Raw genomic sequence first — 26,681 nt, 5'->3', positions numbered from 1 at the left:
ATCACTTGGAAGGGTGCGATGTCCTCCGCCGCTGCGATGGACCGGATCATCAGCAAGGTCTCGATTTGATGACGCGTTGAGAAGAGCTGCGAAAGGAAAGGATCCGTGAAAGCTGTCGTGTACAACGGGCCCAAAGATGTTTCTGTCAGTACCATCGATGATCCCAAGATTGAAAAGCAGACCGATGTTATCATCCGGCTGACCACGACCAATATCTGCGGGTCGGACCTTCACATGTATGAGGGCCGTACCAGCTTCGAAAAGGGCCGGGTCTTCGGTCACGAAAACCTTGGCGAGGTCATCGAAGTTGGCGCTGCCGTAGATCGTATCAAGAAGGGCGATCGCGTGTGCATGCCGTTTAACGTCGGTTGCGGTTTCTGCGAAAATTGCGAACGCGGTTTGACGGGTTTTTGCCTCACGACCAACCCTGGAACCGCCGGCGCAGCGTATGGCTTTGCCGAGATGGGTCCGTGGCAAGGTGGTCAGGCCGAGTTGATGCGCGTTCCTTATGCGGACTTCAATTGTCTGAAGCTGCCTGAGGACGCTGAGGAGAAGGAGGATGACTATGTCATGCTCTCCGACATCTTCCCCACCGGTTGGCATGGCGTCGAACTGTCGGGTTTCCTGCCTGGCGAAAGCATTGCGATCTACGGCGCCGGTCCGGTCGGTCTAATGGCCGCGCACTCGGCCGAAATCCGCGGCGCCTCTCAGATCTTTGTCGTCGATTCTCACGATGACCGTCTGAAACTGGCCGAGGCGATGGGCGCTATTCCGATCGATATGCGCAAGGGCGATCCCGCCCAGCAGATCCTTGACGCGACTGGCGGCCTCGGGACCGACCGGGGGGTCGAGGCGGTCGGGTATCAGTGTTGCGATCGCCACGGCAAGGAGCGCAGCAATTACACGATGAACTGCCTCGTCAAAAGCACGAAGGCCACCGGCGGAATCGGCGTCGTCGGCGTGTTCATTCCGGAAGACCCGAACGCGCCCGACGATCTCCAGAAGGAAGGCAAGATGGCGTTCGACTTCGGCAACTTCTGGTTCAAGGGCCAGAAGATTGGCACCGGCCAGTGCAATGTAAAGCACTACAACCGGCGACTGATGAAGCTTATCGAGCAAGGCCGGGCCAATCCTGCCAAAATCATCTCGCACCGACTGCCGCTCGATCAGGCACCAGACGCCTACAAGCATTTCGACGAGCGCGATGCAGGCTGGACGAAGGTCGTGCTCAAGCCGGGCACCTGACCTTAGTCTTCGACGGAATAGGAAATAAATTATGACTTTGGAAGGCAAATCGGTTGCCATTCTGATTGCACCCCGAGGGACGGAAGAACCAGAATTCTCGAAGCCCAAGCAAGCTGTCGAGGACGCTGGTGGCAAAGTGACCGTGATCAGTTTTGAACCGGGCAAGGCTCGCACAGTCAATAGCGATCTTGACGAGGGCGCCAGCTATACTATCGACAAGACGTTTTCCGAGGTGAAAGCCGACGATTTCGACGGACTTGTTGTGCCCGGAGGGACTGTCGGTGCCGACAAGCTGCGCGGCAGCGTCGAGGCAATTGCTTTCATCCGGGCTTTCTTCGATCAGAAAAAACCTGTTGCGGCTATATGCCATGCACCCTGGACATTGATCGAGGCGGGCGTGCTTAAGGGTCGCACCGTGACGTCCTACCCGACGCTGAAGGTCGATATCGAGAACGCCGGCGGTGCATGGACCAATGAGGAAGTCGTGGTCGACAACGGCCTTGTTACCAGCCGCGATCCCAATGATTTGCCCGCCTTCTGCGCCAAACTCGTTGAGGAAATCGCAGAAGGTGTGGGCGCAGCGCTCGCAGCAGGGAATTAAGACGGGGCGTTTCGACGAACCATGTGAGGGCCCTCTTCCTGGAGAAGGTCCGCACAAAGCAAGCGTGGCGGATGGCCAGCGATTGGCTGTCCGCCACGCTGCTGGCTGTCCGCCACGCTGCGTATCATACGAACACGGCGCACCTGACGGGCAGTCAAACCCTAAGCCGCGTCAACCGCGGTGACACATCGCCGGCTCCCGCTTCCAGATTCGACCCATTCCAACGTGTGGTCGAGATGCACCTGATCGAAGGTGCGTTCGGCCAGATTTACGACCTACAGCGCCGCCTTGAGATAGCGGGCGGTGAGACTGCCTTCCGCTTCCGCAACAACGCCAGGGACGCCGCTGGCAACGATACGGCCTCCATCTTCCCCGGCCCCCGGTCCCAGGTCGATGATCCAGTCCGCCTGCGTGATGGCGCGCATGTCATGTTCGACGACTACGACGGTATTGCCAGCGTCTACGAGGCCCTGCAGGTGTTGCATCAGCCGGTCGCCATCGGAGGGGTGAAGCCCCGAAGTTGGCTCGTCGAGGATGTAGATCGTGTTGCCGCGTTGAGCGCGTTGCAGTTCAGTCGCCAGCTTGATGCGCTGCGCCTCCCCGCCAGACAGCTCGGTCGCTGGCTGACCGAGCCGCAGATAGCCAAGACCGATCTCCCGCAACACGTCGAGTGAGCGCATCACAGATGCCTCGCCAGCGAAGAAATCGCACGCATCGTCGACCGTCAGTTCGAGCACCTGGGCGATATTGCGCCCGTTCCATTCGACTTCGAGCGTTTGCGGGTTGTAGCGAGAGCCATGACAGGTCGAGCACGGGGCAAAAACGCTCGGCAGGAACAGCAGCTCCACCATGACGTATCCCTCGCCCTCGCACACAGGGCAGCGGCCTTGCGCAACGTTGAACGAGAACCTTCCCGGGCTGTAGTGCCGCCGGCGGGCGAGCGGCGTATCAGCGAAGATCCGTCGCACATGGTCGAACATGCCGCTGTAGGTGGATAGGTTCGAGCGCGGCGTGCGGCCGATCGGCTTCTGATCGACCCGCACCAGCCTGCGAACATGCTCCATGCCTGCGACAATGCGTCCTTCAGTGTCGTTCTGCGCAACATCGAGCAGCGGATCGATATCCTCCTCCTCGGCCACGGGGGAGCCGCCGAGGTGTTCCGTGACGAGCTCGGGCAGCGCCTGACTGACAAGACTGGATTTGCCCGATCCCGAAACGCCGGTGACAGCGGTGAAGCAGCCGATGGGAAACTCGACGTCGAGACCATGGAGATTGTTCCGCCTGATCCCTTCCAGGCGTAGCCATGCCTTGGGATGGCGCGGTGTGCGCTCACTGCGGAGCGGCTCTGCGAACAGGTAGCGGCGGGTGATCGAAGTCTCGACGTCGGCAAGCCCCTCTATCGGCCCGCTGTAGAGGACTTCACCGCCCTTTTCCCCGGCTCCAGGCCCGACATCGACGAGCCATTCCGCGCGGCGGATCACGTCGAGATCATGTTCGACGACGAACAGGGAGTTGCCCGCCGCCTTGAGACGCTCGAGGATGGTGAGCAAGGCTTCGCCATCTGCCGGGTGCAACCCTGCCGAAGGCTCGTCAAGCACATAGGCCACGCCGAAAAGCTCTGACGACAATTGCGTGGCAAGCCGCAAGCGCTGCAGCTCTCCGGAGGAGAGCGTCGGCGTGCTGCGGTCGAGCGAAATGTAGCCAAGGCCAAGATCGATCAGCGGCTCTAGCCGCTCGATCAATTCGCAGGCGAGGCGTTGGGCAGCGATCCGCTTCTCGTCGGAGAGATTGGGCGTGCGGCGTACGTCGGGCGCGCTCTTGTGCGCAGAGCCGCCCGCCGCAACCCGTTGTTCAACCGCTGCATCGCGGGCCGCTTTTTCCAGAACATGGCCCTTTGAGGGGGCGGAGACTGCCCCATACTCGCCATGCGCGACGGGGATCAGCAAGTCCTTCAGCTTGAGCACCGTCAGGTCGCCGAACTCGGCAATGTCGAGGCCGGCGAATTTGACCGACAGTGCTTCGCGCTTCAGGCGCTTGCCGTCGCAGGTCGGGCAATCGCGGCCGATGATATATTGCGAGACGCGCTTCTTCATCAGCGCGCTTTTCGTGTTGGCAAAGGTTTCCAGCACATAGCGGCGCGCGCCGGTGAAGGTGCCCTGGTAGCTCGGCTCCATGCGGCGCTTGAGCGCCGTCCGGGTCTGTTCGGGCGTCAGTCCCGCATAGACCGGCACCGTCGGCGTCTCTTCAGTGAAGAGGATCCAGTCGCGATCCTTTTTCGGCAGGTCGCGCCACGGCGTATCGACGTCATAGCCGAGCGAAACGAGGATATCGCGCAGGTTCTGGCCATGCCAGGCAGCCGGCCAGGCGGCGATCGCCCGATCTCGAATGGTGAGGCTGTCGTCAGGAACCATCGTCTCTTCGGTCGCGTCATATACGCGGCCGATGCCGTGGCAGGTCGCGCAGGCCCCCGCGACCGTGTTGGGGGAGAAATCCTCCGCAAAGAGCATCGGCTGATGGCGCGGATATTCGCCGACGCGCGAGTAGAGCATCCGCACCAGGCTGGAGAGCGTCGTCACGCTGCCGACCGAGGACCGCGCGTTGGCCGAGCCGCGCTGCTGCTGCAACGCGACCGCGGGCGGCAAACCGTCGATCGCGTCGACTTCCGGAACCCCAGCCTGGTCGATCAGCCGACGGGCATAGGGCGCAACCGATTCCAGATAACGCCGCTGGGCTTCGGCATAAAGGGTGCCGAACGCCAGCGATGACTTGCCCGAGCCCGATATGCCGGTGAACACCACGAAGGCGTCACGCGGTAGATCGACGTCAATATTTTTGAGGTTATTCTGGCGCGCGCCGCGAACCTGCACGCAAGCAGGCGGCCCCGCATGCCCATGATCGGTGGCCGGCGTCGCCGCGTGAATATCCTTGCTCTTCAATTCAGTCTTCCTGCCATATCCGCCTGTGCGGCCCGGGGTTCATCACGGTCGGGCAACAGATGAACACATTTCCGACCCAATGCATCCAACGGCCAGGCTGGCCCGATGTTCGGCACCTTTGAAATATTTTTCCAGCATCAGACAAAGGTTACGACAAAACCATTTTTCCCGTTGGGTCGCGCGACGAGGCCACACGCACTCCGCTGGTAAGCGTCTGGGCCAGGCGGCCCTGGTCCGTGCCGCTATCGGCATGTAACGATCGCACTTCGACGCTTGTTACCGCATCGCGACGCGTTGCGACTTTGCCAGAGCGAGCGTCATCATGGCCGGGTCGGGCATGATGACGCGCGAGTTGTCGATCCGGGCGCCTCGCGCCGATTCGGATCGGCGGGTCAGTAGTGAATGACCGAGCGGATCGACTTGCCTTCGTGCATCAGTTCGAAGGCCTCGTTGATCTCCTCCAAGCCCATCGTGTGGGTTACGAACGGAGCCAGATCGATATCGCCTCTCATCGCGTCCTCGACCATGCCGGGAAGCTGTGTCCGTCCCTTGACGCCGCCGAAAGCGGACCCCTTCCACACGCGGCCCGTGACGAGCTGGAATGGGCGGGTGGAGATTTCCTCGCCCGCGCCGGCAACGCCAATCACGATCGACTGACCCCAGCCACGGTGCGCTGATTCAAGCGCGGCGCGCATGACTTGGACGTTGCCGATGCACTCGAAGGTATGATCGATGCCCCAGCCCGTCATCTCGATCAGCACTTGCTGGATGGGCTTGTCATGGTCCTTGGGGTTGATGCACTCGGTCGCACCGAACTGGCGTGCCAGCTCGAACTTGGACGGATTGGTGTCGATGGCAATGATGCGACCCGCCTTCGCCTGGCGCGCACCCTGAATCGCCGCGAGGCCGATGCCGCCGAGGCCGAACACGGCGACCGAGTCGCCGGGCTGGACCTTGGCGGTATTGTGGACTGCGCCGATGCCGGTCGTGACGCCGCAGCCGAGCAGGCAGACATGTTCGGGGTTTGCCTCGGGATTGATCTTGGCGAGCGAGACTTCGGCGACGACAGTATATTCACTAAAGGTTGAACAGCCCATGTAATGATAGAGGGGCTGACCATTGTACGAAAAGCGGGTGGTCCCATCGGGCATCAAGCCCTTGCCCTGCGTTTCGCGGACAGCGACGCACAGGTTGGTTTTGCCCGACAGGCAGAAGTCGCACTTGCCGCATTCGGCGGTGTAGAGCGGAATCACGTGATCGCCCGGCACGACGCTGGTGACGCCTTCACCGACCTCGACAACGATGCCCGCGCCCTCGTGGCCCAGAACCACCGGGAAAACACCCTCCGGATCACTCCCCGCCAGAGTGTACGCGTCGGTGTGGCACACACCGGTGTGCGTCACCCGTATGAGGACTTCGCCTTTCCGGGGTGGGGCGACATCGATCTCGACGATTTCGAGTGGCTTGCCCGCCTCGAAGGCTACAGCGGCGCGAGATTTCATGTTGGGATACCCTCGTTGAGTTAAACTGATTGCTGGTGCGAGGCCGTTGCGTCAGCGCAAATTCGTGGGGGAGCGATCGCTCACTCCCCCGGTATGCCGGTCAGACCGTAACGACGACCTTGCCGATCTGGTCGTTCGATTCGAGGAAGCGGTGAGCGTCCTGGATGGCGTCGAGCGGGAAAGTGCGCGCGATCCGCGGCTTGAGCGCGCCCGATTCCAGACCCGCCACGATGAACGCCTTGGCGCGATCGAGGGCGGCATCGTCCGAGACGATCTCGCTGTAGAGATACCCCTTGAGCGTGAGGCTCTTGCCCAGCACGGAGAACAACGGGAACGGCGTCGGTTCGCCGCTGAGCGCGCCATATTCGAGCAGGATGCCGCCGCGTGCCATGCTCTCGGTCAGCGGCTCGAACGACGGGCCTCCGACCGGATCGAGCACCACGCGCGCACCCTGACCATCGGTTATCTCCATCACCCTCGCTACCAGGTCCTCTTCCCCGGTCGCGACGACATGATGCGCACCGGCATCGATCAGGGCCTGGCGCTTGGCGCCGGTACGCGTCGTCGCGATTACCGTCGCGCCGACCATCCGCGCAATCTGGAAGGCCGCAAGGCCGACGCTGCTGGAGGCAGCTGTGACGATGACGAAATCGCCCTCGCCGAGTTTCGCCTGCTCCACCAGTGCACCCCAGGCGGTGACATACTGCATCCACACGGCCGCCGCTTCCTCGAACGACAGCGCCGCCGGATGCTTGACGACGAGGCGGGCGGGCACGTTGGCGACTTCGCCATAGGTGCCCCAGCGTGCGATATCGAGCGGGGGGATGACGCTGACGGCTTCGCCTTCCGCAAACCCGGTCACGTCCGCGCCGACCGTAACGACAGTGCCGGCAGCCTCGTAGCCGAGGCGGCTCGGGAACTCGGCTTCCTGAAGGTAGGCATTGTTGCGGAACATCACCTCGGCGCGGTTTATGCCTATCGCCTTCACCGCGATCTGCACTTCATCGGCCGCGGGCCCGGGCACTGCCACATCTTCAATCCTGAGGACGCTGGCGTCGCCATATTCATGGATACGGACGATGCGGCTCATTGGAGACTCCTTGATTATTTAATGATCGTTCTGTAAGGGAGCGGACCACCCGTTTCAAGATATTATTTATCGATCGTTCCATATCGTGCATCAGAGATGACAGAGACGAAAGCCCGTCGCCGCGCAGGTCGCCCTCGTGTGTTCGACACTGACGCTGCGCTCGACAAGGCGGTGCGGCTGTTCTGGCAGCGCGGCTACGAGGCGACATCGATGGCCGATCTGGTGGCGGAGACTGGCGTCGCCGCCGCCAGTCTCTATGCAGCGTTTGACAACAAGGCGGGGCTGTTTGCGGCGGTGATCGAACGTTACGCCGCGACGTTCAGCGTCCACCTCTATGCACCCATCAACGATCCGGCGTTGTCCACCTACGAAGCCGTCAAAGGCCTGCTGGAACGAGCGGCGTCATCATTCTCGGAACCTGGAACGCCGGCCGGCTGCTTCATGTATTCGGCAGCGGCAGCCGTTTCGCCGGCGTCCGCCGCCATCGAATGCCTGCTGCGCGACAAGCGTATCGCGGCGGAGGCCCTCCTAATCGAGCGTCTGCAACGCGGCGCCGCGCAGGGCGAGCTTGCGGCCAACACCGATCCGGCCGTGCTAGGCAAATTCATCAATACGGTCATGGAAGGCATGTCCGTTCAGGCGCGCGACGGCGCTACGATCAACGAACTGCTCTCCATCGCCAAAATGGCGCTCGATCGATGGCCGGCCGCGATATGATCGTTTCATGGTGGTCATCTGCCAATCTGCCCCCCGACCGAACAGTCGAACTCATCTCATAGGACGAAAGCACATGAAACACGTGACATTGCCCGGCGGGGAAGTGGTTCCTTCACTGGGTCAAGGCACCTGGAAGATGGGCGAACGTGCCGAGCGCCGATCCGATGAGATCGCCACGCTACGCGCCGGTGTCGAACTGGGCATGACGCTCATCGATACCGCCGAAATGTACGGCGATGGTGCGGCGGAAACGCTGATATCCGAGGCGCTGGGCAGCGTTCGCGACCAGTTGTTCCTCGTCAGCAAGGCATATCCGCAGAACGCATCGCGCTCCCGCCTTGCCGATGCATGCGAGGCGAGCCTGAAGCGGCTCGGCACCGACCGGCTGGACCTCTACCTGCTCCATTGGCGGGGATCGGTGCCGCTCGCTGAGACTGTGGAGGCATTGGAGGCGCTCAAATCAGCGGGGAAAATCAGGCATTGGGGTGTCAGCAATCTCGATACCGACGATATGGACGAGCTTATCGCTGCCGGCGGGGATGGCTGCGTGACCGATCAGATCCTCTACAATCTCGTCCGTCGAGGCCCTGAGTTGGACCTGTTGCCGTGGCTCGCCCAGCACAAAGTGCCAGTGATGGCGTATAGTCCCGTCGAGCAGGGACGCCTCTCAAGCCATCCCGCCCTCGACAAAGTAGCGGCCCAGGTTGGCGCAACCCCTGCGCAGGTCGCACTTGCCTGGACGTTGCGCCACGATGGCCTTATCGCCATCCCGAAAGCGAGTTCGATTGCACATGTGCGGGAGAACCGCGCGGCCGCAGATATCGTGCTCTCCGACGCCGACATTGCGACACTCGATGCGGAATTTCCCAGGCCCCGCGACCGCCGTCCACTCGAGATGCTTTAGCGTCAGATGACGATATTATCGCTCGAAGGAACAGAACGCAAACCGGATCGGCGGTAGGCGCTCAGCGGTGCGGTGATCGGACCAGTGTCGACACCGCTATCGAGCGGGTGCTGCGCGACTGACGGTTCGAGCACCAGGCCTATCGCGCCCCTGGCCCCAATCTGCTCTTAGCCTCCACGAATAACCGTCTGACCGTTCTTACCGTCTATGGGGCGTATCCGAGCTGGCAGGGCATCCAGCCAAGGGCGTCATTCTTGTCCATCGGGCGCTCGGGCGGCCTAGCTGTCAGCACGACACCGCGCTGCCTGAGTTTCCGAGCTGCCATCCCAGCGTGCGCCGCTGGCGGGAAGGTGAGCCGATTACTCGCTCAAGCTCAGTTCGACAGAGCGCAGGCCATGAACCGTTCACTGCACTGCAGCGCCGAATTAGCGCTCTGCTACCTAGAGAGCTGCTTAGCAAAAAAAATGCTCTCAATAGCCCGATCTCGCAAGCTCAGTATCTGATTTACGAAAAAGGGAAATGTGGTGGACGCACTAGGGCTCGAACCTAGGACCCGCTGATTAAGAGTCAGCTGCTTGACGGCAGCTTTAGCCGATTTCTCCCCAAAAGAGGACGGTCAACAATCGGCCCACTTTCTGCCGATCTGTGATGCCAGTCAGGCAAACGATGTATGTCGGCTCCAGACAGGAGCTGCCATCCGATCTATCAATTTGGAACGGCAGCACTGTCCCAGACCACGTCATAGGCTGAATGCCCGCTGTCTGGCGCGATTAAGCATCGGCCTAATGGCGAGAATTCCTATTCACCTGAGCTCGAAGCCTGCCGAAGTTGGATAGAGCGCCAGGCCGAAGCTATCGATGTGCCGATCCTCACATGAAAAAGGCCCGGTGGCAGATGCCACCGGGCCGATCCGGCTTCAGAAGGGAATCTCTTCGTCATCCGGCATGTCGTTGCCCGAGCGATCCGCCGGCTTGGCGCGGGTTAGGAAGGTCACCTCGTCGGCGATGATCTCGGTGCCGTAGCGCTTGATGTCGTCCTGATCGGTCCAGCTGGTGTAATGGATGCGGCCGCGGACCATCACCTTCATGCCCTTGTCGACATATTCCTCAACGGTCTTGCCGACGCCGTTGAAGCAGGTGATCCGGTGCCATTCGGTGTCTTCGACGCGGTAGCCGTCGCGATCCTTGATGACCTTGCCGTCGCTGTCGCGCTTGGGCCGCGAAGTCGCGAGGCTGAAATGGGTGATCCTGATGCCGCCCTGCGTGGTGCGGGCTTCGGGGGTGGCGCCGACGTTGCCGGCGAGGATGACGATGTTCTGCATGTCGAGGTTTCCTTTTCTGTCGGCCGAGGGATGATCCCTTCGACTGATCCCCGAAAAAGGCGGCCAGGACAGCGCCTCCACCGGAGCGCGACAGCGCGCAGGGAAACCCCGAAACGAGGGGTGGTGCGGGCAGCCGTGGCACACGGCAACTCGGCCCGAAGGTTCGCGGGTTGGAGACGCTGGACGGCCGACTTAGGGGGCAGGTGAATAAGAAGGGGTTATTCCTCACTGCCGGCACGATCTGACGGAAACCATGCCGGACGTCGTCTATCCCCGCCCCGTCAGCCCACGATCCCCACAATCTCCACCGGGGGTGGTACAGCTCTCTCCATCTGCCCCACACTTCGGCCCCAAGCGTCAGCAACACGGCAGATAGAGCGCTGCGGAATTCCCAGAGATGGCATGATGGCCTTCACTGCTGCCTGGCGTTGGTGTTGGCCTTGCGGATCGACAAGCGCGAAGGACAACGGTCAACTGCCAAAGCCCCGCCTGCGGCACATCAGGACAGAGCGGCCGAGGTCACCTCATCGCAGAGGAGGTGACCTTCCGGGCCGCACTCACCAGCCCGGATGCGGCGCGTCTGCCCCGCCGCATGCGAAGCCATTACGCTGTCGCGCGCTCGGTGGCATTGCCATCGGCCACGGCGAATGGGTCGACAACGGTATGGATCGGTTGCGCGCGGCCCATCCAGGGCTTGGGCTGGATGCACCGAACCCAGTCGACAAAGCTCGGAATGAAACCGAGGTCTTCCATGACGTGCTGCTCGCCGATCAACCGAACCGGCACCTGGCGTCCAGTCGAAATGGTGATGGTGGCGCCGAAAAAGCGCTCGAGCATGAAAATGCCTTCGGCATGGTGCCGCAGCGCACGATGCCGATAATCGGCGGTGATGGATTTCGATTCATCGAACCACTGATGCAGCGGCAGATAATCCTCGGCCACGCCGCCCCATTTACGAACCGACGACAGCGCGTGGTGATAGCAATGTCCCATCACACCCTCCTCACCATTCATGCTCGAAGGATTCGACCGCGGTGTAGCGGTCGTTGTGATCGAGCGTGATTGTCCGGGCGGACACGTCGAAGCGGAATTCGCCATAGGCGCCGTCATTATTCTCCCAGCCCGGATGGCTTTGGGTGAGGAGTTGATACGCAAGGTCTTCGATAGCGTCGGCGACTGACATGATCGCCGTCTCAGTTCCGGAGCCATCCGGCTGCGCCTTGAGCAGGGTAATCTGCACCTGGGGCAGATCCGCCGGTTCGTCGCCGGCGACGGCATCAACGCTTTCGATCTGACCGGAATCGCCACCGCCGTCGAAAGCCACCGTGACCAAGGTGATACCGACAGTTTGGAACGCATCGAACAGCGCAGCCTTGTTCAATGGCATGAGCGAGGCGGTCTTCGCCTCGTAAGCGGCGTGGCGTGCCATGACGGCGCCCCAGTCGATATTGACCGGCGTCAGCGGTGCTGCATGATCCATTTCATGTCTCCAGTAGGGATGGTTTCAAGCCGAGCCGGCGATCCCGCGCGGCCCGCTCACGCCGTCGCAACCTCCCCTCTGGCTGGCGGGCGTTCTTTCCCGATGAGGCTAAAAAAAGGGGGAAGGCACCCACGTCAGGGTGCTCCCCTGGCCGTCAGCTTGATCGCTGACGGCCCTCGGCTTTGAGGGATGCCGGAGGGGCGCCGAGCGGCCCGCGCCGGTCAACGACACGGATGTTGCGGGCTTTCGCCTCGATCACGAGCCGTTCGGTCACACCATTGCCTTGGAATGCGATGACGAACCGGGGTTTGAGCGAGAGCATCTGCTCGTTGCGGCGGAAGCCAGCGCGATCCCCCAGCTTGCGATCGAGACCGAACCGCACTTGCTGGATGCCCTTCTGTTCGGCCCAGGAGGCTGCAAGCCGCTCGATGCCCTTCATGTCGCCACCATGGACGAGGTACATGTCGCCGACATGGGCGCGGACCTTGTTGAGCGTCGCCAGCAGATTGTCAGCGAAAGTCTTGAGGTCAGCATCATTGGCAAAGGTCAGGCGGCCACCTGCGAACACAACCGGCGTGCCGCGGGCAGTATTGGCCTCGAGGCGACGTTCGCGACGTGCCCGCAGGAAGGCGTTGCCGTCGACGATCGCGGCCGTGACGCCCAGCGAAATGCGGTTGCCGGAAGAGGGAACCCAGGACCGCCCCGTCTCGCGCATATAGTGAGCGGCAGCGACATCGCGCATGACCTCGAAGGCGCCTGCGGATTCCTCGACCTTCTTGGCGAGGTCGATCTTCTCCTCCAGGTCGTTGGTGCTGATCTCCGAGCCGTCCTGTTCGGCGAGGAGGAGCCGAATGTCGTCGGTCAGCCGGTCGACCAGCCCATGCTTCTTGGCGGCGGCGCGGTGGAAGAGATTGACCAGGCTCCAGCCGAGATCTTCGATGTCGCGTTCGATCGACGTGTTCGTCATCGTCGTGAAGAGGTCGCTCCAGATGGCGGTGACGGTTTGCTCGAGGGCCTCGATCGGCGGTGGCGCCATGCCCGACAGTTCTTCGGCGGCAGGTTCGAGATGGCCCAGTTCCAGTGCCGCCAAGGCGGCTGCTAGCGAGGTGGACATGTTGGCTTGCCTTTCGGTTCTGAACCGGCGGCCTCTCCGCCGGATGCGCACCTCCTGGGCGGTCGATCGAGAGGGTCAGGCACCGAGGCGCAGCCGAGGGAAACCCTTTCGTGGCGGGGTGGAGCGGGCAGCCGCGGCACGCGGCAACACGGCCCGCAGCGAAAGGGTTGCCAGGCCCTCGCGACCGCCCATGTGCCGCATCCTCTGGCGGCGAGGCTGTCGGTTCAGACGGTGAGCCCAAAATCCCCCTCGCAGGCGCTGATCGCGAGATCTGGGGCTTCGGATCGCGCTGTCACCCGTTTGCACTCGGCGGTGTCATAACCCCCAATCCGGCATGGCACCGGCATCGTCATCTGGTGCCCGCACCATGACAGGCAGCGTCCGCACAAGCGGATCTTCGAGGTCAGAGCAAATGGTTCAAGATCGGCTCACTGCGCCGCTCGTCCAACGGGAGTGGTCAGGCGCGCTATGGCGCAAGGCGCGTCGACCTCCTCGCACCGATACTGGACGATTTAAGGGCGAGACCAACGCGGGGTGAGATGGCGTCATCATGGTCGAGAACGCTGCAAGTTCGTGCCCGTGCTTGCGCCCACTGTCGTCACGATCGCTGACCTGATCGAGATGGTCCGACGCGGGCCATCGTTCGCGCAACCGTCGTTGGTGTCAGCGATCGGAGACCACAGGCGGCTCTTCCTCATAGGTGTCGCATGGCGCGCCGACCGCTTCGAGCCACTCGACCCCGTCGGTGCTAGTGTCGAGGTCACGGATCCGCGCGAACAATGCCTCCTTGAGCATCGCTGGCGTGAAATCCTCGCCGCGCTCGTGGTCCGAAACGATACTGAAGGCGATCGTGACAAGGTGGTTATAGCGTGGCATCCGGTCCTCCTTGGCTGAAACGCGACCTGGCTGATGCGCGCTCGGGATCATCAGGCAGGCGTGTTGTGGTGCGCAGCGCTGCAGCTGCGTGCTGGAAATCGTAGAGCCAGTCGCCCATCGGCGTCCGCTTCTCGACAGGAAGGGCGGCTTGCGCCGCCTGAAAATCCAAAAGCGCGTCTGGCGCGATGTCCATGATCTGGTCGATCTCGGACGGTGGCAGCAGCCCCCGCTCGCGGATAAACTCGGTGATGCTGCCGGGACGGGGGATCGCACCGCGACAGCCGAGCACCGGCTTGCGCCACAAACCCTGCACATTGCGCAAACGTGGCCGCGCGCGTGCCTCCATCAACACGATGACGCGCAGCTCATCGATCGACAGGTCCATGACTTCGTCCGGCTTCATCGCGCCGCAGAAGAAGCAGCTCGACTTGGGGGGAACGGGCAGACCCGCGGCTGCAATCCGCGCCGCGCACCGCGCGCGATCCCATCCCCATTCGCGCAACGGATAACGGTAGTGGTAGCGCGGATCCTCGCAGACGAGCGCATGGCGGTAACGCTGCGTATCGCGCGCTGAAGCATCGTAGCCGATCAGCTTGGTGACCCGCCCTCCTTCGTCCCAGCAACGGCGCGCCGGCTCCCAGCCCGCCGTCCACGCTTCCTGGGGGGCCACCTTCCATTTCTGCGAGCAGGACCCCCCACCGAACACGACCGAAGGGAGCGTCGCATTCGAGAGCATATTTTCGGCGATGGTCGCATAAGGCGGCCAGTGCTTGAAATTGCGCGGTTGATACCGAACGATTTCGGAGGCGATGCCGCGTTCTTCCATCCAGGTGCGGAAGAGTGGGATGAAGGCATAGGTCTGGTTCTTCTCGGAACCTGGATCAGCGAACAGCACCATGTCGATGGGCTCTCCCCGTTCCGCCAGTTCGATGATCATCGCGGTTGAATCGACGCCGGCGCCCCATGCAGCGATGACAGGGGGCCGCGTCATGGGAAGCGCACACCGTCATCGGTGAAGCTGTAGTCATTGGCGATGATCGCCGCATCGACCTGCTCGTCGGCCGTCTGATACGCATATTCGGCTTCGAGCTGGCGATAGAGCCACCGTGCGAGGTCGCGCAGCGCCTCCACCACCACCTCTTCGGCACCGTCGGTCATCGCGCTTTCGACAGGACCGGACCGCTCGACGTCGATCGTCATGCTATATTCGTGATAATAGCGGCCGCGATGGGTGATGCCGGCCCCGAGCTGGTAGAAGTTCAACCGCTGGATCGCCGCCAACGTATCCGCAATCCGGTGGAGTTCGCCATCGCGCGGCGCATGGGCGCGGATCGCCTTCACCGAAGACCGGGCATAGCGGTAGCGCCCTTCGAAACACGCTCCGTCGCCCTGGCTCGAGAAGCCTGAGAACCAGATGCGCGGTGCTTGCCGGGTCCCTCCCCCGTACAGGCGGACGGCATGGCTGCTCAGTTCGACGCCGATGAGTTCGCAAATGCGCGCGAAGTCGTCGAACACAAATTCATGCCAGTCATCGCAGGGTGCGTCCTGCCGATACCAGCGGCGCGCCGCATCCTTAGCGGTCGCCGACAGCTCCTGGAGCCGATAGACGTTGGTGGTGACAAGCTCAGGCATTGCCGTCGCCTCCTGCCAGGACGCCGGCCAGCCACTCCGACGTCGACGTCCAGCTGAGGGAACTGCGGTCGGACAGGTCGACCACATGCGCGCCCCCGCCGAAGCCATCGAGCAACGGACGCGAAGCGGTCAGGCCATATTCGAAGCCCCACCGCCCCTCCAGGAAGAGCCTCTCGGCGCAAAGCAGCACGAAGCTGATGACCAGCTCGACATCGCCTCCGCCATCGTCGTGGATCCAAAGCTCGGTGCCTTCATCGGCGGGCGGTTCGAGCCTGAAGCCATCGGGAAAGGTGAGGCCATCCTCGTTTGGGAGCGTATCAGCGTACAAGGCGAGCGCCTGCTCGACATTGGCGCGGTTCCCGACATCGAGCGTGCAGGAACAATGCGTGTAATAGTCAGCCACAATAGCCTCCTTGATTTGCGCGCCGGACGAACTGGCGCATGGATGAAACCGGTGGTTAGGCCGCGACCGGCAAGGGCGTGCGAGCGGGGCGCAGCGCCGAAAGGCGGCGAGCGAAGGCGCCGGGATCGAGCAGAAGCGCCGCCTTGCCGTGACAGGGATGCCCCGCAATCACGCCGCGCGCGCAGCGGAACCAGGTTACCTCGCTATCGGGCAAAAAGCCGCGCGGGACGACGCGGACGGTGAAGTCGGCATGGCGCAGCTCGGTCATGCCATCCTCATGATCGCCACCAGCCGTGACGACGATCTTGCACTCCTCTGGAGCGAGACCGAGCGCCTCGGTGACGCGCGCAAGCGCCTGACGCGCCTGCGCATGAAAGGTCCGCTTGGCGATACGGTCCCCGCCGACCCGATGGCCGGCAATGGCGAGCAGAGCCGGATGCGCGAGGATCGCTGCGCGATCGGCCGCGCATCGTGCGGCAAGAGCGGCGACATCCGGTGCGGCGCGCGCAGCGCTGCCGGCCAGCGCCCGGATAAGAAGCAGGATCGCTGCGTCCTGTTCGATGGACTTACCGGCGCGCCGACAGTCGTCGATCGCACTGAGCAACCCATGAAGCGCAGCGCCTATGGTTGCATCCGGGTCGGGAATGAGCGCCTGATTATGGCGATAGAGCGTATCGTAGAACATCGGTCAGCCTCCAGCTTGGCGCAATGATGCGCACCCCGCCGAAGGCCCCCTCTCCTCTCGCTCCAGCCAAGATCAGGTCGGGCCAGCACGTTCGCCGAACGCGCCTGCCGGCAACGACCAAGGGTCGAGCGTGATCCGCAGCCGCCAGACGGAATCATCCGCCTGCGACCGATCATCCTCATGGGTCAGAGCTGCGGGATAGGGGCACCCGCGGTCGGCCAACTCGGTCACGCTAAACGAGCGATGGATCGTCCTGCCGCTCGCCGCTTCGCGGCGGGCGATGCCCTCAAACGCGTCTGGAAAGATCAGGCGCAGGGTCGCCCATTGATCCGCCGTCCCGAAAATGCAGCATCGACATGAGAGGCGGCCCCAACCTAGACGATATGCCGGATGCGGCCTGATCCGCGCCGACGCGATGATGTCCCACACCTGTTGCTCGGTCCAAAGCAGCACCGGCCGCCAATGATCGACATGGCGCCGGCCGCTCATGGTCCGATGGGGTTCGAGAACCGCATAGCGAGCACGGCCGGGGCTTTCCTCCGCGCGCTCCCCGGTGAGAACGAGGGTCTTGCCCTCGAAAAAGCGGCCTTGATTGCGGATGGCCGCCGCAAGCACATCGATCTTGAGCGCCGGGCTGCACCAGCGCACCCGAAGATCGGCCGAGACCTGGGGGAACAGGCCCCGAGTGCCCGATGGCCCGGCCCCGCCCGCAACGCGCGAACCATCGGGGGTGTCGAACATGATCGGCGCGGTCGACGCATTTTCCCGGTCTAGTTCCCGCGCGAAACCGCCGACCCGGCAGGACCGGTATAGGACGATCCCAAGATGGCGGGCGAGCGCGTCGACATAAGCCGGTGTGCAGGGCCAATCCATGAAGCTCGGCCCCTGACCGTCCACATCATGGTGATGCAATTCGATCCGTGCTGGAGGAACGCCGTGCGCCAACAGGACGAGAAGGCTGGCGAGGCTGTCCTTGCCGCCGCTGAAGGCCACGACGAAGCGGCGGTAGGCGGCGAGGTCGGGGAGGCCGTCCATGATCACGCCGCTTCACGAACGGTCTCGTTTCGATCATGGGCATCGGCAAGACCGGTAGCGCGCAGCAGATAGCCCGCCGCCGCTTCCGCCTTGGCGGCAGCGGTCATGACCGCCCGACTGTCGCGCTTGAGCACGCGCAGCCATGAGGCGATGTAGCTGGCATGGTCATCGAGATGCGCGGTCGGAAGGCCGAGATCAGCCCCGAGCAGCGCAGCAGTCATCTCGGCGCACAGTTCCTCGAACGCATAAGCGTCATCGCCGAATTTCTTGCCGAATTCGCGATTGAGGCGGTCGGGATGGCCCGTCCAGTGCCCAGCCTCATGGGCGAGCGTCGATGCCCAATAGGCCTTCGTGGTGAACAACTCGATCGGCGGCATGGTGATGCTGTCGGCGACGCGGTCGTAAAAGGCGCGGTCGCCACGAACCTGCACGGATGCAGGAAGGGCGCGCACGAACCGATCTGCCCGGTCGGGCAATACGTCACCCGGCGCGACGAGTGCGACACGGCTCGGATAATAGTCTGCGGGCAGCCCCTCGATCTGGTCGACATTGAAGACCGCATAGCTGCGCAGCATCGCCCGGACCTCGTCGGTCACGGCTCCCGTCACTGGCGAGGCGACCTCCTTGGTGAAGGTCTTGTAGAAGATCGCGAACTGGGATTTTTCACCTTGGCGGACCTGGCCACCGAGCGCCTGAGCCTGTTTGTAGGTCATCCAGGTGCGCGCGGCATATCCAGCGCTCTCCGCGACCAGCCAGAGCCAGAAGCAGTTGATGCCGCGATAGGGCTCGCCCGTCACGCGCAGCGGACGACCACCGAGCCCGGGGCGCCAGGGCTTCACCCACGGACGAACGCCGGCTTCGAGCCTGTCGATGATGGTGCTGGTGATGAATTCAGCGGGCCATGGCTTGTCGGTGGTCTTGGCCACGATCAATCTCCGATTTGAAAAGAGGCGGACCCGACGGCTGACGGATCATGAAAAAAAGGGCGGCACTCAGAAGAGCACCGCCCCAAGTCGCCTCGAACTGTCGGCTGAGCGTCAGGCCGCTTCGCTCAGGTCATCGTCGTCGGTGATCTCGCCCACCGGCTCGACGTCCTCGCCGTCCAGCGCGTCATCGACCGCCTCGACATCCTCGTCATCCTCGGCCTCAAGGAAGGCCGAGCGGGTGGGATAACGTTCCGGCTTTTCGATCGCATCGAACCGCATGGCGTCGGGCAACCAGGCGGTCGCCTTCTCGCGGATTTCAGCCTCGACGATACCCTGGCCATTGCAGAGCGACGCGCAGGTGCTGGCAAGGTCGCCCTTCTTGGCATCCTTGTAGCGACCGCGAAGGATCGGGCCGCCGATGTCCTCCAGCGCGTCCAGCATCACATCCTTCTTCACCCGGCCGAAGAAGTTTGCGGCGGTGGGACGCCACCACTGTTCGACCTGGATATCAAGAATCCGGCCGAGGTGATCGTGGAACCCGTTCAGCCGACCGCCATCACCGGCATTCAGCGTCGGCTCGAGCGTCTGGGCGATGACGAAGGCGACCCAGTTACCCCGGGCTTCGTCGTCAAGCGCGCGGAAGGCATCGAAGCGCGCCGACATCGTATCGTGCCCTGCCCAGCTGGTATCGAGCGCTTGCCGTTGATCGGCGATCGTCTGCGACGCAAGCGAGCCCTCGTCGCGAAACGCGAAGATCGGGAATTGCGATGGTGATGCTTTCAGCGTCGAGTGACTGCGGACGTAATTGTTCGCGAAGACGACATCCTGTGCCATCAGGAAGATGGTCAGGTCGAGCGCGAGAGCCGGGTCGCTTGCAAGGTGGGCGACGAGGATCTGACGCCGCTGGGTAGCGAGCTCGTCGACCAGCGTCGCGCTGAGCTTCACCCCCTGCTCGCCCACATCGTCGGCCCCGCCAATCGGGCTGATGACGACAGGTGCGTTCGGATCGACCACCGGCTTCTCGCTGAACATCCGGGTATGGACGCGGACAGTGCCGTCGCCGCCGATATAGACGAACGTGCCGAGCTGGGCGCGGACCTCTGGGTCGACGACCTTGCGGGCGGCGTCGAGTTCGTCGAGTTCACGCTCGATTTCTTCGAGCCGGGCGTTCGCGGCGTCAGCCGCGTCGGTGCCGTCGACCAGCTCCGTTTCGAGCTGATCGACCAGCGTGTCATTTTCCACCGCAAGGGCATCGACCCGTTCCTGTTCGGCCTCCGACAGCGGACGGGCGGTGGCATGATATTCGTGGAGCTGCCGTTCGGTATCGTAGGGCACATGCGTCGCCGCCACCGGCGTGACGAATGCGAGACCCTGAGATTCGGCCAGTTCGGCGGCAGCAGCTTCGAGCTTCTGTGCCGCCATATCCTCCAGGAGCTCGACATCGATCCAGTTCTCGTCGCCCTCGGTCGCAAACAGATCGCCCTCGATGCGGCCGCCGGCGGCGAGATAGGCGTCCCGGCCGACAAAGCGCGCCTTGGCGTCGTTCGCCTTGACGGTGCCGTTCAGGATCGCACGCCGGATATTGTCGGGCTGATTGCCGTAATAGGCCGACTTCATCTGTTCGAAGACTCGCGCCTGGCGGTCGGTATCGCCGGTGACCGCATAGGCCTGTGCGACGCCCAGACTGATTTCACCGGCAGCAAGGGCCTGGAAGATGCAGGGTGCCAGTTCCGCGAGGCGAACGCGCTGCTCAACAAAGCGAGTGGTCACGCCGAACCGCTTGGCCACGTCCTCGGCCGACGCGCCCTTGTCGATGAAGTGATTGAATGCGGTTGCCTCGTCCGCCGGGTTCATCGGCAAGCGGCCGAAATTCTCCGCAAGGCTCGCCTCGGTGCTGTCGGCATCGTCAGCCAGAACCAATGCGGGCACTTCATGATCAGCGGGCAGGACGCCCGTCGCGATAAGATGCTGGAGCGCGCGCAGACGACGCCCACCGGCCTTGACCGTAAAATGGCCGTTCTTCTTCAGGGGGGTGACCACGAGATTCTGCAGCAGCCCGTGCGCCGCGATGGTGGCAGCGAAGGACTCGATATCGAGGTCGCGATTGCTCTTGCGAACATTGTCCTTGGACAGGGACAGGTTCTTCACTTTGACGGATTGGATCATCGAATTTCTCCGAAGGAGAGACGAGCGCCAGCGTGCCGCGCTCGGGACCTGCTCATCAGGCCCACCAAGGCGAAGCCCCCTCCCCTCTCACAGAAAGGGTGATGAGGACCGTCGAAGACGTGCGGACGCGCGCCAGACACTGCGCGACAGGACCAATGCGGCGACGATCACGGTCTTCCCTCGCCGGTTGTCGCGGCGCGGCACGCGTGATCGCCGCCGAGAGGATCAGGCAGCGATGCGAGCCAGGATATCGGCAGCACGGGCGGGCGGCAGGAACAGTCGGGTGCGATAGGCGATGATCTCGGAGAAGCAGCCCAGCGCCTTGAGTTCGGCCAGCCGGCTTGGAGGCCAGTCGATCAGCTCGAGGCGCTGCTCGCCCGCCACGAGACTGCGCTTGAGATGATATGCACCAACCGGCTCCACGCCGCCGCTATCGAGTACGTGCCGAACAATATCGGTCGGTGCGATCTCGATCCCGCCCGCCACGCCGAATGCGCTGCTGACCTTGGACACCATTGGCGCCGGGATGAGACGGCCAAGCAGCGACTGCCCATCTTCAGTCTTCAGGCGCCAGACCTGGACATGATCGTCGGGAAGCTTGCCCCAGACGGGAAGGAGGAGGCCAGTGACGAGGTAGATCGTCTCGGTTCGGGTGCGGTGTCGCAGTTCCTCGACCTCCTGATCCCAGAGCTTCGCAAATTCCTCGGCATCCGCATCTTCCCACAGCGTTTCGAGAAACAGGTCCTGACGGTGACGCTCGGTCCGTGCCGGGCGGACCAGCTCCCAGCGCTTGACCAGCTGGCCGTCCTCGTCGGTGAGCGAATGGGTGGCGCTGCAGATGGCGGCCTTGCCAGATCGGCGGTTCACCACGCACCGGCTCTCGCCACCCTGGAGGAGCCATTCGACACGGTCGCGGCTGACCGGACGATAGCGCTGCTCGGTCTCGAGCCGCAGGATTTCCGTGACAGCGCCGCTCACAGGGTCTTCACGGATACAGGTCCGGTCGAGAATGGTGATCCGCTCGGCATCGATCGTCTCGACGCCGACATCGAGCGTACCAGCTTCCCGCGCCGCCTCGATCCGGGCCTCGATCAAGCCGAGATATTCGTCGAAGATCGCGTTCTGAAGGCTGATCCTCAACGCAAGAATACGGTTTAGCCAGCGCTGTATGGGCGGCAGATCCTCTACCATGCCACCGCCCTCACCCTCGAGATTGAGGCCCGTCAGCGCCTGAAAATCTGTGAGGCTGGTCGAGGCGAGCTTACCGGCGAAGAGCAGCCGGAACCAGGTAACGAGCGAATCCTTGGCAAAATCCGATTCCAGGTTGTCGTGGGGATTGAACAGACCCTGTCCGCCGGTCTGGCGCTGGCCGCGGGTAAGTGCGCCCAGGCTGTCGAGACGGCGCGCGATCGTCGAAATGAAACGGCGTTCGCCCCGGCAGTCCGTCGATACCGGACGAAATAGCGGTGCAGATGCCTGATGGGTGCGATGGGTACGCCCGAGCCCCTGGATCGCGGCGTCGGCTCGCCAGCCCGGCTCGAGCAGATAGTGAATGCGGCGGCTCTGGTTCTCGGCCGCGAGACTGGCGTGGTAGCTGCGGCCAGTGCCGCCGGCATCCGAGAAGATCAGGATGCGCTTGGCACCGCGCATGAAAGCATCGGTCTCGGCAAGATTGCTGCGTGGGGACCGGCTTTCGAGACGCTGTCCACCGCGCGCGTCAGCCACGATCCGGCGCAATCGTCCGGTGACCTCGGCAACCTGATCGACGCCGAAATGGCCGATGATATGGTCCAGCGCGGAGCCTACGACTGGGAGAGCGCACAGTTCTTCCAGCAGCTGTTCGCGCATCTGCAGCGCCTCCTGGCTGTGAACAGGTCGCCCGTCTTCGTCGGTCATCGGCTCGGACCGGACATTGCCGGAATCGTCGGTGTAGGTTCGCATCTGTCGCGTCGGGAACGCCGCGCTCAGATAATCCATGAGGAACTCGCGCGGCGACAATTCGATATCCAGATTGGCCCTCGCCTCGGCATCCAGGGCGGCAAGCGTCCGGTCGAGCATCGCCTCGGCCGTCGAGACGAGCTGGATCACCACGCAATCACCGCGCGCGAGATCGGCATGAATGGCGGGGATCAGCGATGGCAGCTTCAGTGAAATCAGAAGCTGGGCAAAGAACCGCTGTTTGGTCGATTCGAAGATGGAGATCGCCGCAGCCTTCGCTCCGCCATTATAGGTCGATTTGCTGAAACTGTCGGTGATACGGGTCGCGTCGAGCGCGGCCTGCAGGTTGCGGTGAATGATACCCCAGGCATCCGCATAGGCATCGTAGATTGCGATCTGGTCCGGGGTTAGCTGGTGTTCGAGAATGTCATACTCGACGCCAGCAAAACTGAGCGCGCGTGCCGCATAAAGACCCTGTGCCTTCAGATCGCGGGCGATCAGTTCCATTGCCGCGATGCCGCCCCGGCGCAGGCTTTCGACGAAATCGCGGCGGTCGGAAAAGGCCGTTCCCGGACCCCAAAGGCCGAGCCGGGTGGCATAAGCCAGATTGTTGACGTCCGAAGCCCCCGTCGCGGACACGTAGAGAACGCGGGCGCGGGGTAGGAGATTTTGCAGTCGGACGCCGGCGATGCCCTGCTCGGATCCCTTGGAGGTGCCGAACCGCCCTTCCCCGCCAGCCACGCCGGCCATTTCATGGGCTTCGTCGAAGACGATCATGCCTTCATAGCCGTCACCCAGCCAATCGGTGATCTGTTTGAGGCGCGTGCCCTTGTCGCCCCGGCTCGACCGCAAGGTAGCATAGGTGAGGAAGAGCACGCCCTCACTGGCCCCGATCGCCGTTCCGAGCTTCCACTGGTTGAGATGCTGGAGATCGAGCGCAAGCCCGCCGACCGCAACCCAATCACGACGGGCATCTTCGAGCAGCGTTTCGCTCTTGGAGATCCAGACATGCTTGCGGCGGCCGCGCAGCCACTGGTCGAGCAAGATCGCTGCAACCTGGCGGCCTTTGCCAGCGCCGGTGCCATCACCCAGGAAGAAGCCGGTGCGAACCCCGCTGCCCGCCTCGTCGGGCGTCAAAGTGAGACCTTCATCCTTGGTCAGGAATCGGCCCGGAAGATCGCGCTCGAACGCATCGCCTGCGTAGATGACGGTCTCGAGCTGCGCATCCGAGAGTATATTTTCGGTGAGCAATCTCGGCGGCAGGATCGGCGCATAGCGTGTCTTGGGCGCTGCGATCGAACCCATGGCGATCGATTCCACGAGCGCCGTCGGGTGAGGCCGCGCTGCTGCCAGGGCGATCCGGCTCGGTCGATAGGGAAGGTAGAGCCCGGAGGGTTCACCGACCGGCGCCGGGGCGTCGAGCACCTCGAATGCGATGGGTTCCGCCGGGGCAGCCACGTCGATGCGCTTCGGTGCCAAGGGCTTGATGGCACCACGGCGGGCGCCGGCTAGCAGAGCTGACGGGCGCGATACCACCCGGCCTGGGCGTATGGACGACGTCGCCGCAGTGAGCATTGGGTGAAGGGAACAGGCATCGAGGGCTTCGTCTAAGGTTGCGCAGGCGATCGCGCTGGCAGGGACGCCTTCAACGCCCTTGTGCAGGAGGAGAAGCTGGACAGCTTGTGTCGTACCGTGCCGCGCATAGGCAGACGCTGGTAATTCGATCTGGCGGAAGAGCGTAGAACCGGCCGTCGCGATCTTCCATTCACTCGATTGCGGATCAACGCGGGTGGGAAGGATTGCGACACAGCGACCACCCGGACGCAGGCGCGTGAGGGCAGAGCGCAGGTGGCGAAGGCCGGCAACCCGATCACGGCCGCGGCCCTCACTGCGCGAGAAGGGCGGATTGATCAGGATGACATCCGGCACCAGATCGACGGGAAGGAGGTCGTCGATGAGCTCACCGTCATGGCCGAAGATGCGGGCATCGGGGTAAGCAGCCGCGAGCATGGCCCGGCGCCAGGGATCAATCTCATTGAGGATCAGACGAGCCTGGGCACGACGGGCGAAGATGGCGAGCAGGCCAGTCCCTGCCGAGGGTTCGAGTACGACGTCGCGCTCGCCGATGCCGGCGAGCCGCGTCGCGATCAGGGCGATCGATGCCGGTGTCGAGAATTGCTGGAGATCAATCTGCTTCTCGCTGCGTACGCTATGAACCGGCAGGCGCGCGACCATGGCGGCGACAAGCGCAAGCTGAGCCGGCGCCGCGTCCGGCAATGTGCTGCCGGACAGGAAGAGCACCTGCCCCAGTTCGAGCACATCATAGGCATCACGGATCGACCAGTCCCCGCTCGCGGGTGCCGAGCCATAGGCGCGGGTCATGGCGCCGATCAGCGTGGGTCGATCGATGGGAATATTGCTCCCGATCTTTGCGGCGATTTCGCGCGCGGCAATGATGGCGGGGTCGGAGAAGTCGAGTTCAGCAACGGCGGAGGCGGTAGCGGGCATAATGGGGCTCCTTGATGTCGCCCGATGATCAGCACCGGGCCGCCTCGCCGAAGGCCCCCTCTCCTCTCTACAATGGCTGGGTCAGCAGACCGGACCTGGGAACCGAATTGCGGGCAAGCCTGTCGCGCAGGGCGTCATTCCAGTCGTCATGATCTTTTGGAAGCCAGTGTTCGACCTGGCGGTCGTTGGCAGAGAGATGTTCGTAGGCGCGCTCAAAGCATGTCCGTGCCGCCTCATTGCGCTGCCCGAATACTATGACCCGCCTGACGCTCGAGGGTATGCCGACATGGGCGTAGCGCTCGGCGCCGAGCACCGCCCAGACTGGCAGGTCAAACCAGTCGCGCGCTGAAAGGGCATCTTCGATCCCTTCGGCCAATCCAAGCGTGTCTTGCGGTACGCCGAATTGCACACTGCCCGATCCCAGCAGCCCGAGCGCAAGCTTCGGCTTGCGAAACGGGCGATGCAGGATGTCGGAAGGATCCAGGAACGTGCGATGGACCGCGACCAGTCCGAGTTCGTTTTTCACGGCGGCAATCATCGCCGGCAGACTTCGTCTATCCTTGCCCTTCCCGATGATAGTCGAGGGATTGAACCGCAACTCCGGTGTCGGGCTGAACACGCCTCGGGCGCTGAGATAGGTTTCAGCAAGCGTGCCATCGATAGCAACGCTGCGATGCCATAAGGTCTTGGCGAGACCGCTCAGATCACGAGCAGGCAGGCGCGGTTCAACGTGAATGGGGGCGCGGTCATGGAGGCCCTGCCGATCGAGCGCCTTCAGGATGTCGATCGAGGTGCAGCCGGCAAAGCATTTGAACAGGATGGCCTTCGTTCCCAAGCGAACGGACAGGCTTGGCGATCGATCATCATGCGCAGGGCATCGGCACTCGCCGTGTGAGCCTGTCCATCGGCCGCCCAGGCGTTCGACGATCTGCTTTGCGCGAGTCGCTGCGTCTAAAGAGGCAGGCATAGGGAAACTCCTTCTCGAACCGGAAGCGCAAACCCGGCCTGCCCCCTCCCCTCTTCGCGGCGCTATGCTGATTTTGGTGCGAGGACACCGAATTCCTCGACGATCCGGTCGGTCGTGTAATGGGTCGTTCCATCACGCTCGTAGGAACTGTCGCGTAGCCGGCCCGCTACCCGGACGAGATCGCCGACATGGACACGTTCTTCGATATACTTTCTCTGGCCCTCGCTGAAGATCACGACGCGGTTCCAGTAGCTGTCCTCGATCCACTCATCGCCTTCACCACGGCGGCGATAATTCGCGCAGACCGAGACATTGGTGACCTTGGGTTTGGCGTCGATCTCCCCGATCCGCCCTATAATCTCGAACTTTGCGAAGTTGATCATGGTGCCTCCAGCTTGGCGCTGAGCAAACATGAACGAGCAAACGATCGGATTTCGCACGCCATATGACTGCTGAGCTGCCGTGGGCTGCACGGTACGGGAGCACGACCTGGGCTCCTATCCCCCCAGTTGGAGGGATAGGCAGGGGAAGCAACAGGCCGTCTTCACTCGATGGTTGGCGGTTGATCTTGGGGACGAGCTACGCCCGACTGATGATGCGGATCTTGATGAGCGATAGCTGCCACCGCTGGTCAC

Annotated in this window: 22 protein-coding genes; 4 read left to right on the top strand and 18 right to left on the bottom strand. The window is 63.0% G+C overall.

Annotation, left to right across the window (positions count from 1 at the left end):
• Positions 1-105 precede the first annotated feature (105 nt).
• Positions 106-1,245 (top strand): glutathione-independent formaldehyde dehydrogenase, encoded by a 1,140-nt coding sequence (locus tag A7Q26_RS07510; RefSeq protein ID WP_021225594.1) that lies wholly within the window; start codon positions 106-108, stop codon positions 1,243-1,245.
• 31 nt (positions 1,246-1,276) lie between these two features.
• The gene (locus tag A7Q26_RS07505; RefSeq protein WP_066858777.1) at positions 1,277-1,846 is read left to right on the top strand and encodes a type 1 glutamine amidotransferase domain-containing protein; all 570 of its coding nucleotides are present in this window, start codon (positions 1,277-1,279) and stop codon (positions 1,844-1,846) included.
• Positions 1,847-2,121: 275 nt separating this feature from the next.
• Here the strand turns inward: A7Q26_RS07505 and A7Q26_RS26135 are convergent, their stop codons facing one another.
• The 3 genes from A7Q26_RS26135 to A7Q26_RS07490 all read right to left on the bottom strand — a co-directional run bounded on the left by A7Q26_RS26135 (position 2,122) and on the right by A7Q26_RS07490 (position 7,374).
• Positions 2,122-4,782: an excinuclease ABC subunit UvrA gene (locus A7Q26_RS26135; protein ID WP_269747232.1), complete on the bottom strand. Its 2,661-nt coding sequence runs from the start codon at positions 4,780-4,782 to the stop codon at positions 2,122-2,124.
• A gap of 392 nt (positions 4,783-5,174) precedes the next feature.
• Positions 5,175-6,284 (bottom strand): S-(hydroxymethyl)glutathione dehydrogenase/class III alcohol dehydrogenase, encoded by a 1,110-nt coding sequence (locus A7Q26_RS07495; RefSeq protein ID WP_066858775.1) that lies wholly within the window; start codon positions 6,282-6,284, stop codon positions 5,175-5,177.
• 100 nt (positions 6,285-6,384) lie between these two features.
• Positions 6,385-7,374 carry a zinc-dependent alcohol dehydrogenase family protein gene (locus tag A7Q26_RS07490; protein ID WP_066858773.1) on the bottom strand — a complete coding sequence of 330 codons (990 nt, stop codon included), beginning with the start codon at positions 7,372-7,374 and terminating at the stop codon, positions 6,385-6,387.
• 96 nt (positions 7,375-7,470) lie between these two features.
• Here A7Q26_RS07490 and A7Q26_RS07485 point away from each other — a divergent pair, with 96 nt between their 5' ends.
• Both A7Q26_RS07485 and A7Q26_RS07480 read left to right on the top strand, forming a co-directional pair.
• A complete protein-coding gene (locus A7Q26_RS07485; protein WP_009823891.1) occupies positions 7,471-8,091 on the top strand; it encodes a TetR/AcrR family transcriptional regulator in 621 nt (206 codons plus the stop codon).
• 73 nt (positions 8,092-8,164) lie between these two features.
• Positions 8,165-8,995, top strand: coding sequence for an aldo/keto reductase (locus tag A7Q26_RS07480; RefSeq protein WP_031297415.1), 831 nt, complete (start codon positions 8,165-8,167; stop codon positions 8,993-8,995).
• 916 nt (positions 8,996-9,911) lie between these two features.
• Here the strand turns inward: A7Q26_RS07480 and A7Q26_RS07470 are convergent.
• The 15 genes from A7Q26_RS07470 to A7Q26_RS07400 form a co-directional block, all read right to left on the bottom strand.
• Positions 9,912-10,316 (bottom strand): single-stranded DNA-binding protein, encoded by a 405-nt coding sequence (locus A7Q26_RS07470; protein WP_037509321.1) that lies wholly within the window; start codon positions 10,314-10,316, stop codon positions 9,912-9,914.
• A 603-nt stretch (positions 10,317-10,919) separates the two neighbouring features.
• Positions 10,920-11,309, bottom strand: coding sequence for a DUF6915 family protein (locus A7Q26_RS07465; RefSeq protein ID WP_037509318.1), 390 nt, complete (start codon positions 11,307-11,309; stop codon positions 10,920-10,922).
• A gap of 10 nt (positions 11,310-11,319) precedes the next feature.
• Complete coding sequence (locus A7Q26_RS07460) at positions 11,320-11,745, bottom strand: DUF6878 family protein (RefSeq protein ID WP_232313716.1); 426 nt, start codon at positions 11,743-11,745, stop codon at positions 11,320-11,322.
• Positions 11,746-11,950: 205 nt separating this feature from the next.
• Positions 11,951-12,910 carry a DUF2493 domain-containing protein gene (locus A7Q26_RS07455; protein WP_037509315.1) on the bottom strand — a complete coding sequence of 320 codons (960 nt, stop codon included), beginning with the start codon at positions 12,908-12,910 and terminating at the stop codon, positions 11,951-11,953.
• Positions 12,911-13,573: 663 nt separating this feature from the next.
• On the bottom strand, positions 13,574-13,786 hold the full coding sequence (locus tag A7Q26_RS07450) for a hypothetical protein (RefSeq protein ID WP_037509313.1): 213 nt from the start codon (positions 13,784-13,786) through the stop codon (positions 13,574-13,576).
• On the bottom strand, positions 13,773-14,777 hold the full coding sequence (locus A7Q26_RS07445; protein ID WP_066858771.1) for a hypothetical protein: 1,005 nt from the start codon (positions 14,775-14,777) through the stop codon (positions 13,773-13,775). The genes A7Q26_RS07450 and A7Q26_RS07445 overlap by 14 nt, the downstream gene beginning before the upstream one ends.
• Positions 14,774-15,418: a hypothetical protein gene (locus A7Q26_RS07440; protein ID WP_037509296.1), complete on the bottom strand. Its 645-nt coding sequence runs from the start codon at positions 15,416-15,418 to the stop codon at positions 14,774-14,776. The genes A7Q26_RS07445 and A7Q26_RS07440 overlap by 4 nt, the downstream gene beginning before the upstream one ends.
• A complete protein-coding gene (locus A7Q26_RS07435; protein WP_037509295.1) occupies positions 15,411-15,821 on the bottom strand; it encodes a hypothetical protein in 411 nt (136 codons plus the stop codon). Before A7Q26_RS07435 ends, A7Q26_RS07440 begins: the two co-directional genes overlap by 8 nt.
• A gap of 55 nt (positions 15,822-15,876) precedes the next feature.
• Positions 15,877-16,506, bottom strand: a complete 630-nt coding sequence (locus A7Q26_RS07430) for a hypothetical protein (protein WP_037509294.1) — start codon at positions 16,504-16,506, stop codon at positions 15,877-15,879.
• Between the two features lie 72 nt (positions 16,507-16,578).
• Positions 16,579-17,541 (bottom strand): phosphoadenosine phosphosulfate reductase domain-containing protein, encoded by a 963-nt coding sequence (locus A7Q26_RS07425; RefSeq protein WP_037509292.1) that lies wholly within the window; start codon positions 17,539-17,541, stop codon positions 16,579-16,581.
• A 2-nt stretch (positions 17,542-17,543) separates the two neighbouring features.
• Positions 17,544-18,467 carry an ArdC family protein gene (locus A7Q26_RS07420; RefSeq protein ID WP_037509358.1) on the bottom strand — a complete coding sequence of 308 codons (924 nt, stop codon included), beginning with the start codon at positions 18,465-18,467 and terminating at the stop codon, positions 17,544-17,546.
• A 111-nt stretch (positions 18,468-18,578) separates the two neighbouring features.
• The gene (locus A7Q26_RS07415; RefSeq protein WP_037509289.1) at positions 18,579-20,633 is read right to left on the bottom strand and encodes a ParB/RepB/Spo0J family partition protein; all 2,055 of its coding nucleotides are present in this window, start codon (positions 20,631-20,633) and stop codon (positions 18,579-18,581) included.
• A gap of 225 nt (positions 20,634-20,858) precedes the next feature.
• Entirely contained in the window at positions 20,859-25,079 is a 4,221-nt protein-coding gene (locus A7Q26_RS07410) for a strawberry notch-like NTP hydrolase domain-containing protein (protein WP_037509287.1), read from the bottom strand.
• 67 nt (positions 25,080-25,146) lie between these two features.
• Positions 25,147-26,046, bottom strand: coding sequence for a DUF7146 domain-containing protein (locus A7Q26_RS07405; protein ID WP_037509285.1), 900 nt, complete (start codon positions 26,044-26,046; stop codon positions 25,147-25,149).
• 62 nt (positions 26,047-26,108) lie between these two features.
• Positions 26,109-26,429, bottom strand: coding sequence for a single-stranded DNA-binding protein (locus tag A7Q26_RS07400; protein WP_004212853.1), 321 nt, complete (start codon positions 26,427-26,429; stop codon positions 26,109-26,111).
• Between the last annotated feature and the right edge of the window lie 252 nt (positions 26,430-26,681).

The organism is Sphingobium sp. TCM1 (assembly GCF_001650725.1).
In the GTDB taxonomy this organism is placed as follows: Bacteria; Pseudomonadota; Alphaproteobacteria; order Sphingomonadales; family Sphingomonadaceae; genus Sphingobium.
The sequence above is the reverse complement of the archived record's forward strand: the minus strand, read 5'-3'. Positions and strand labels throughout refer to the sequence as shown.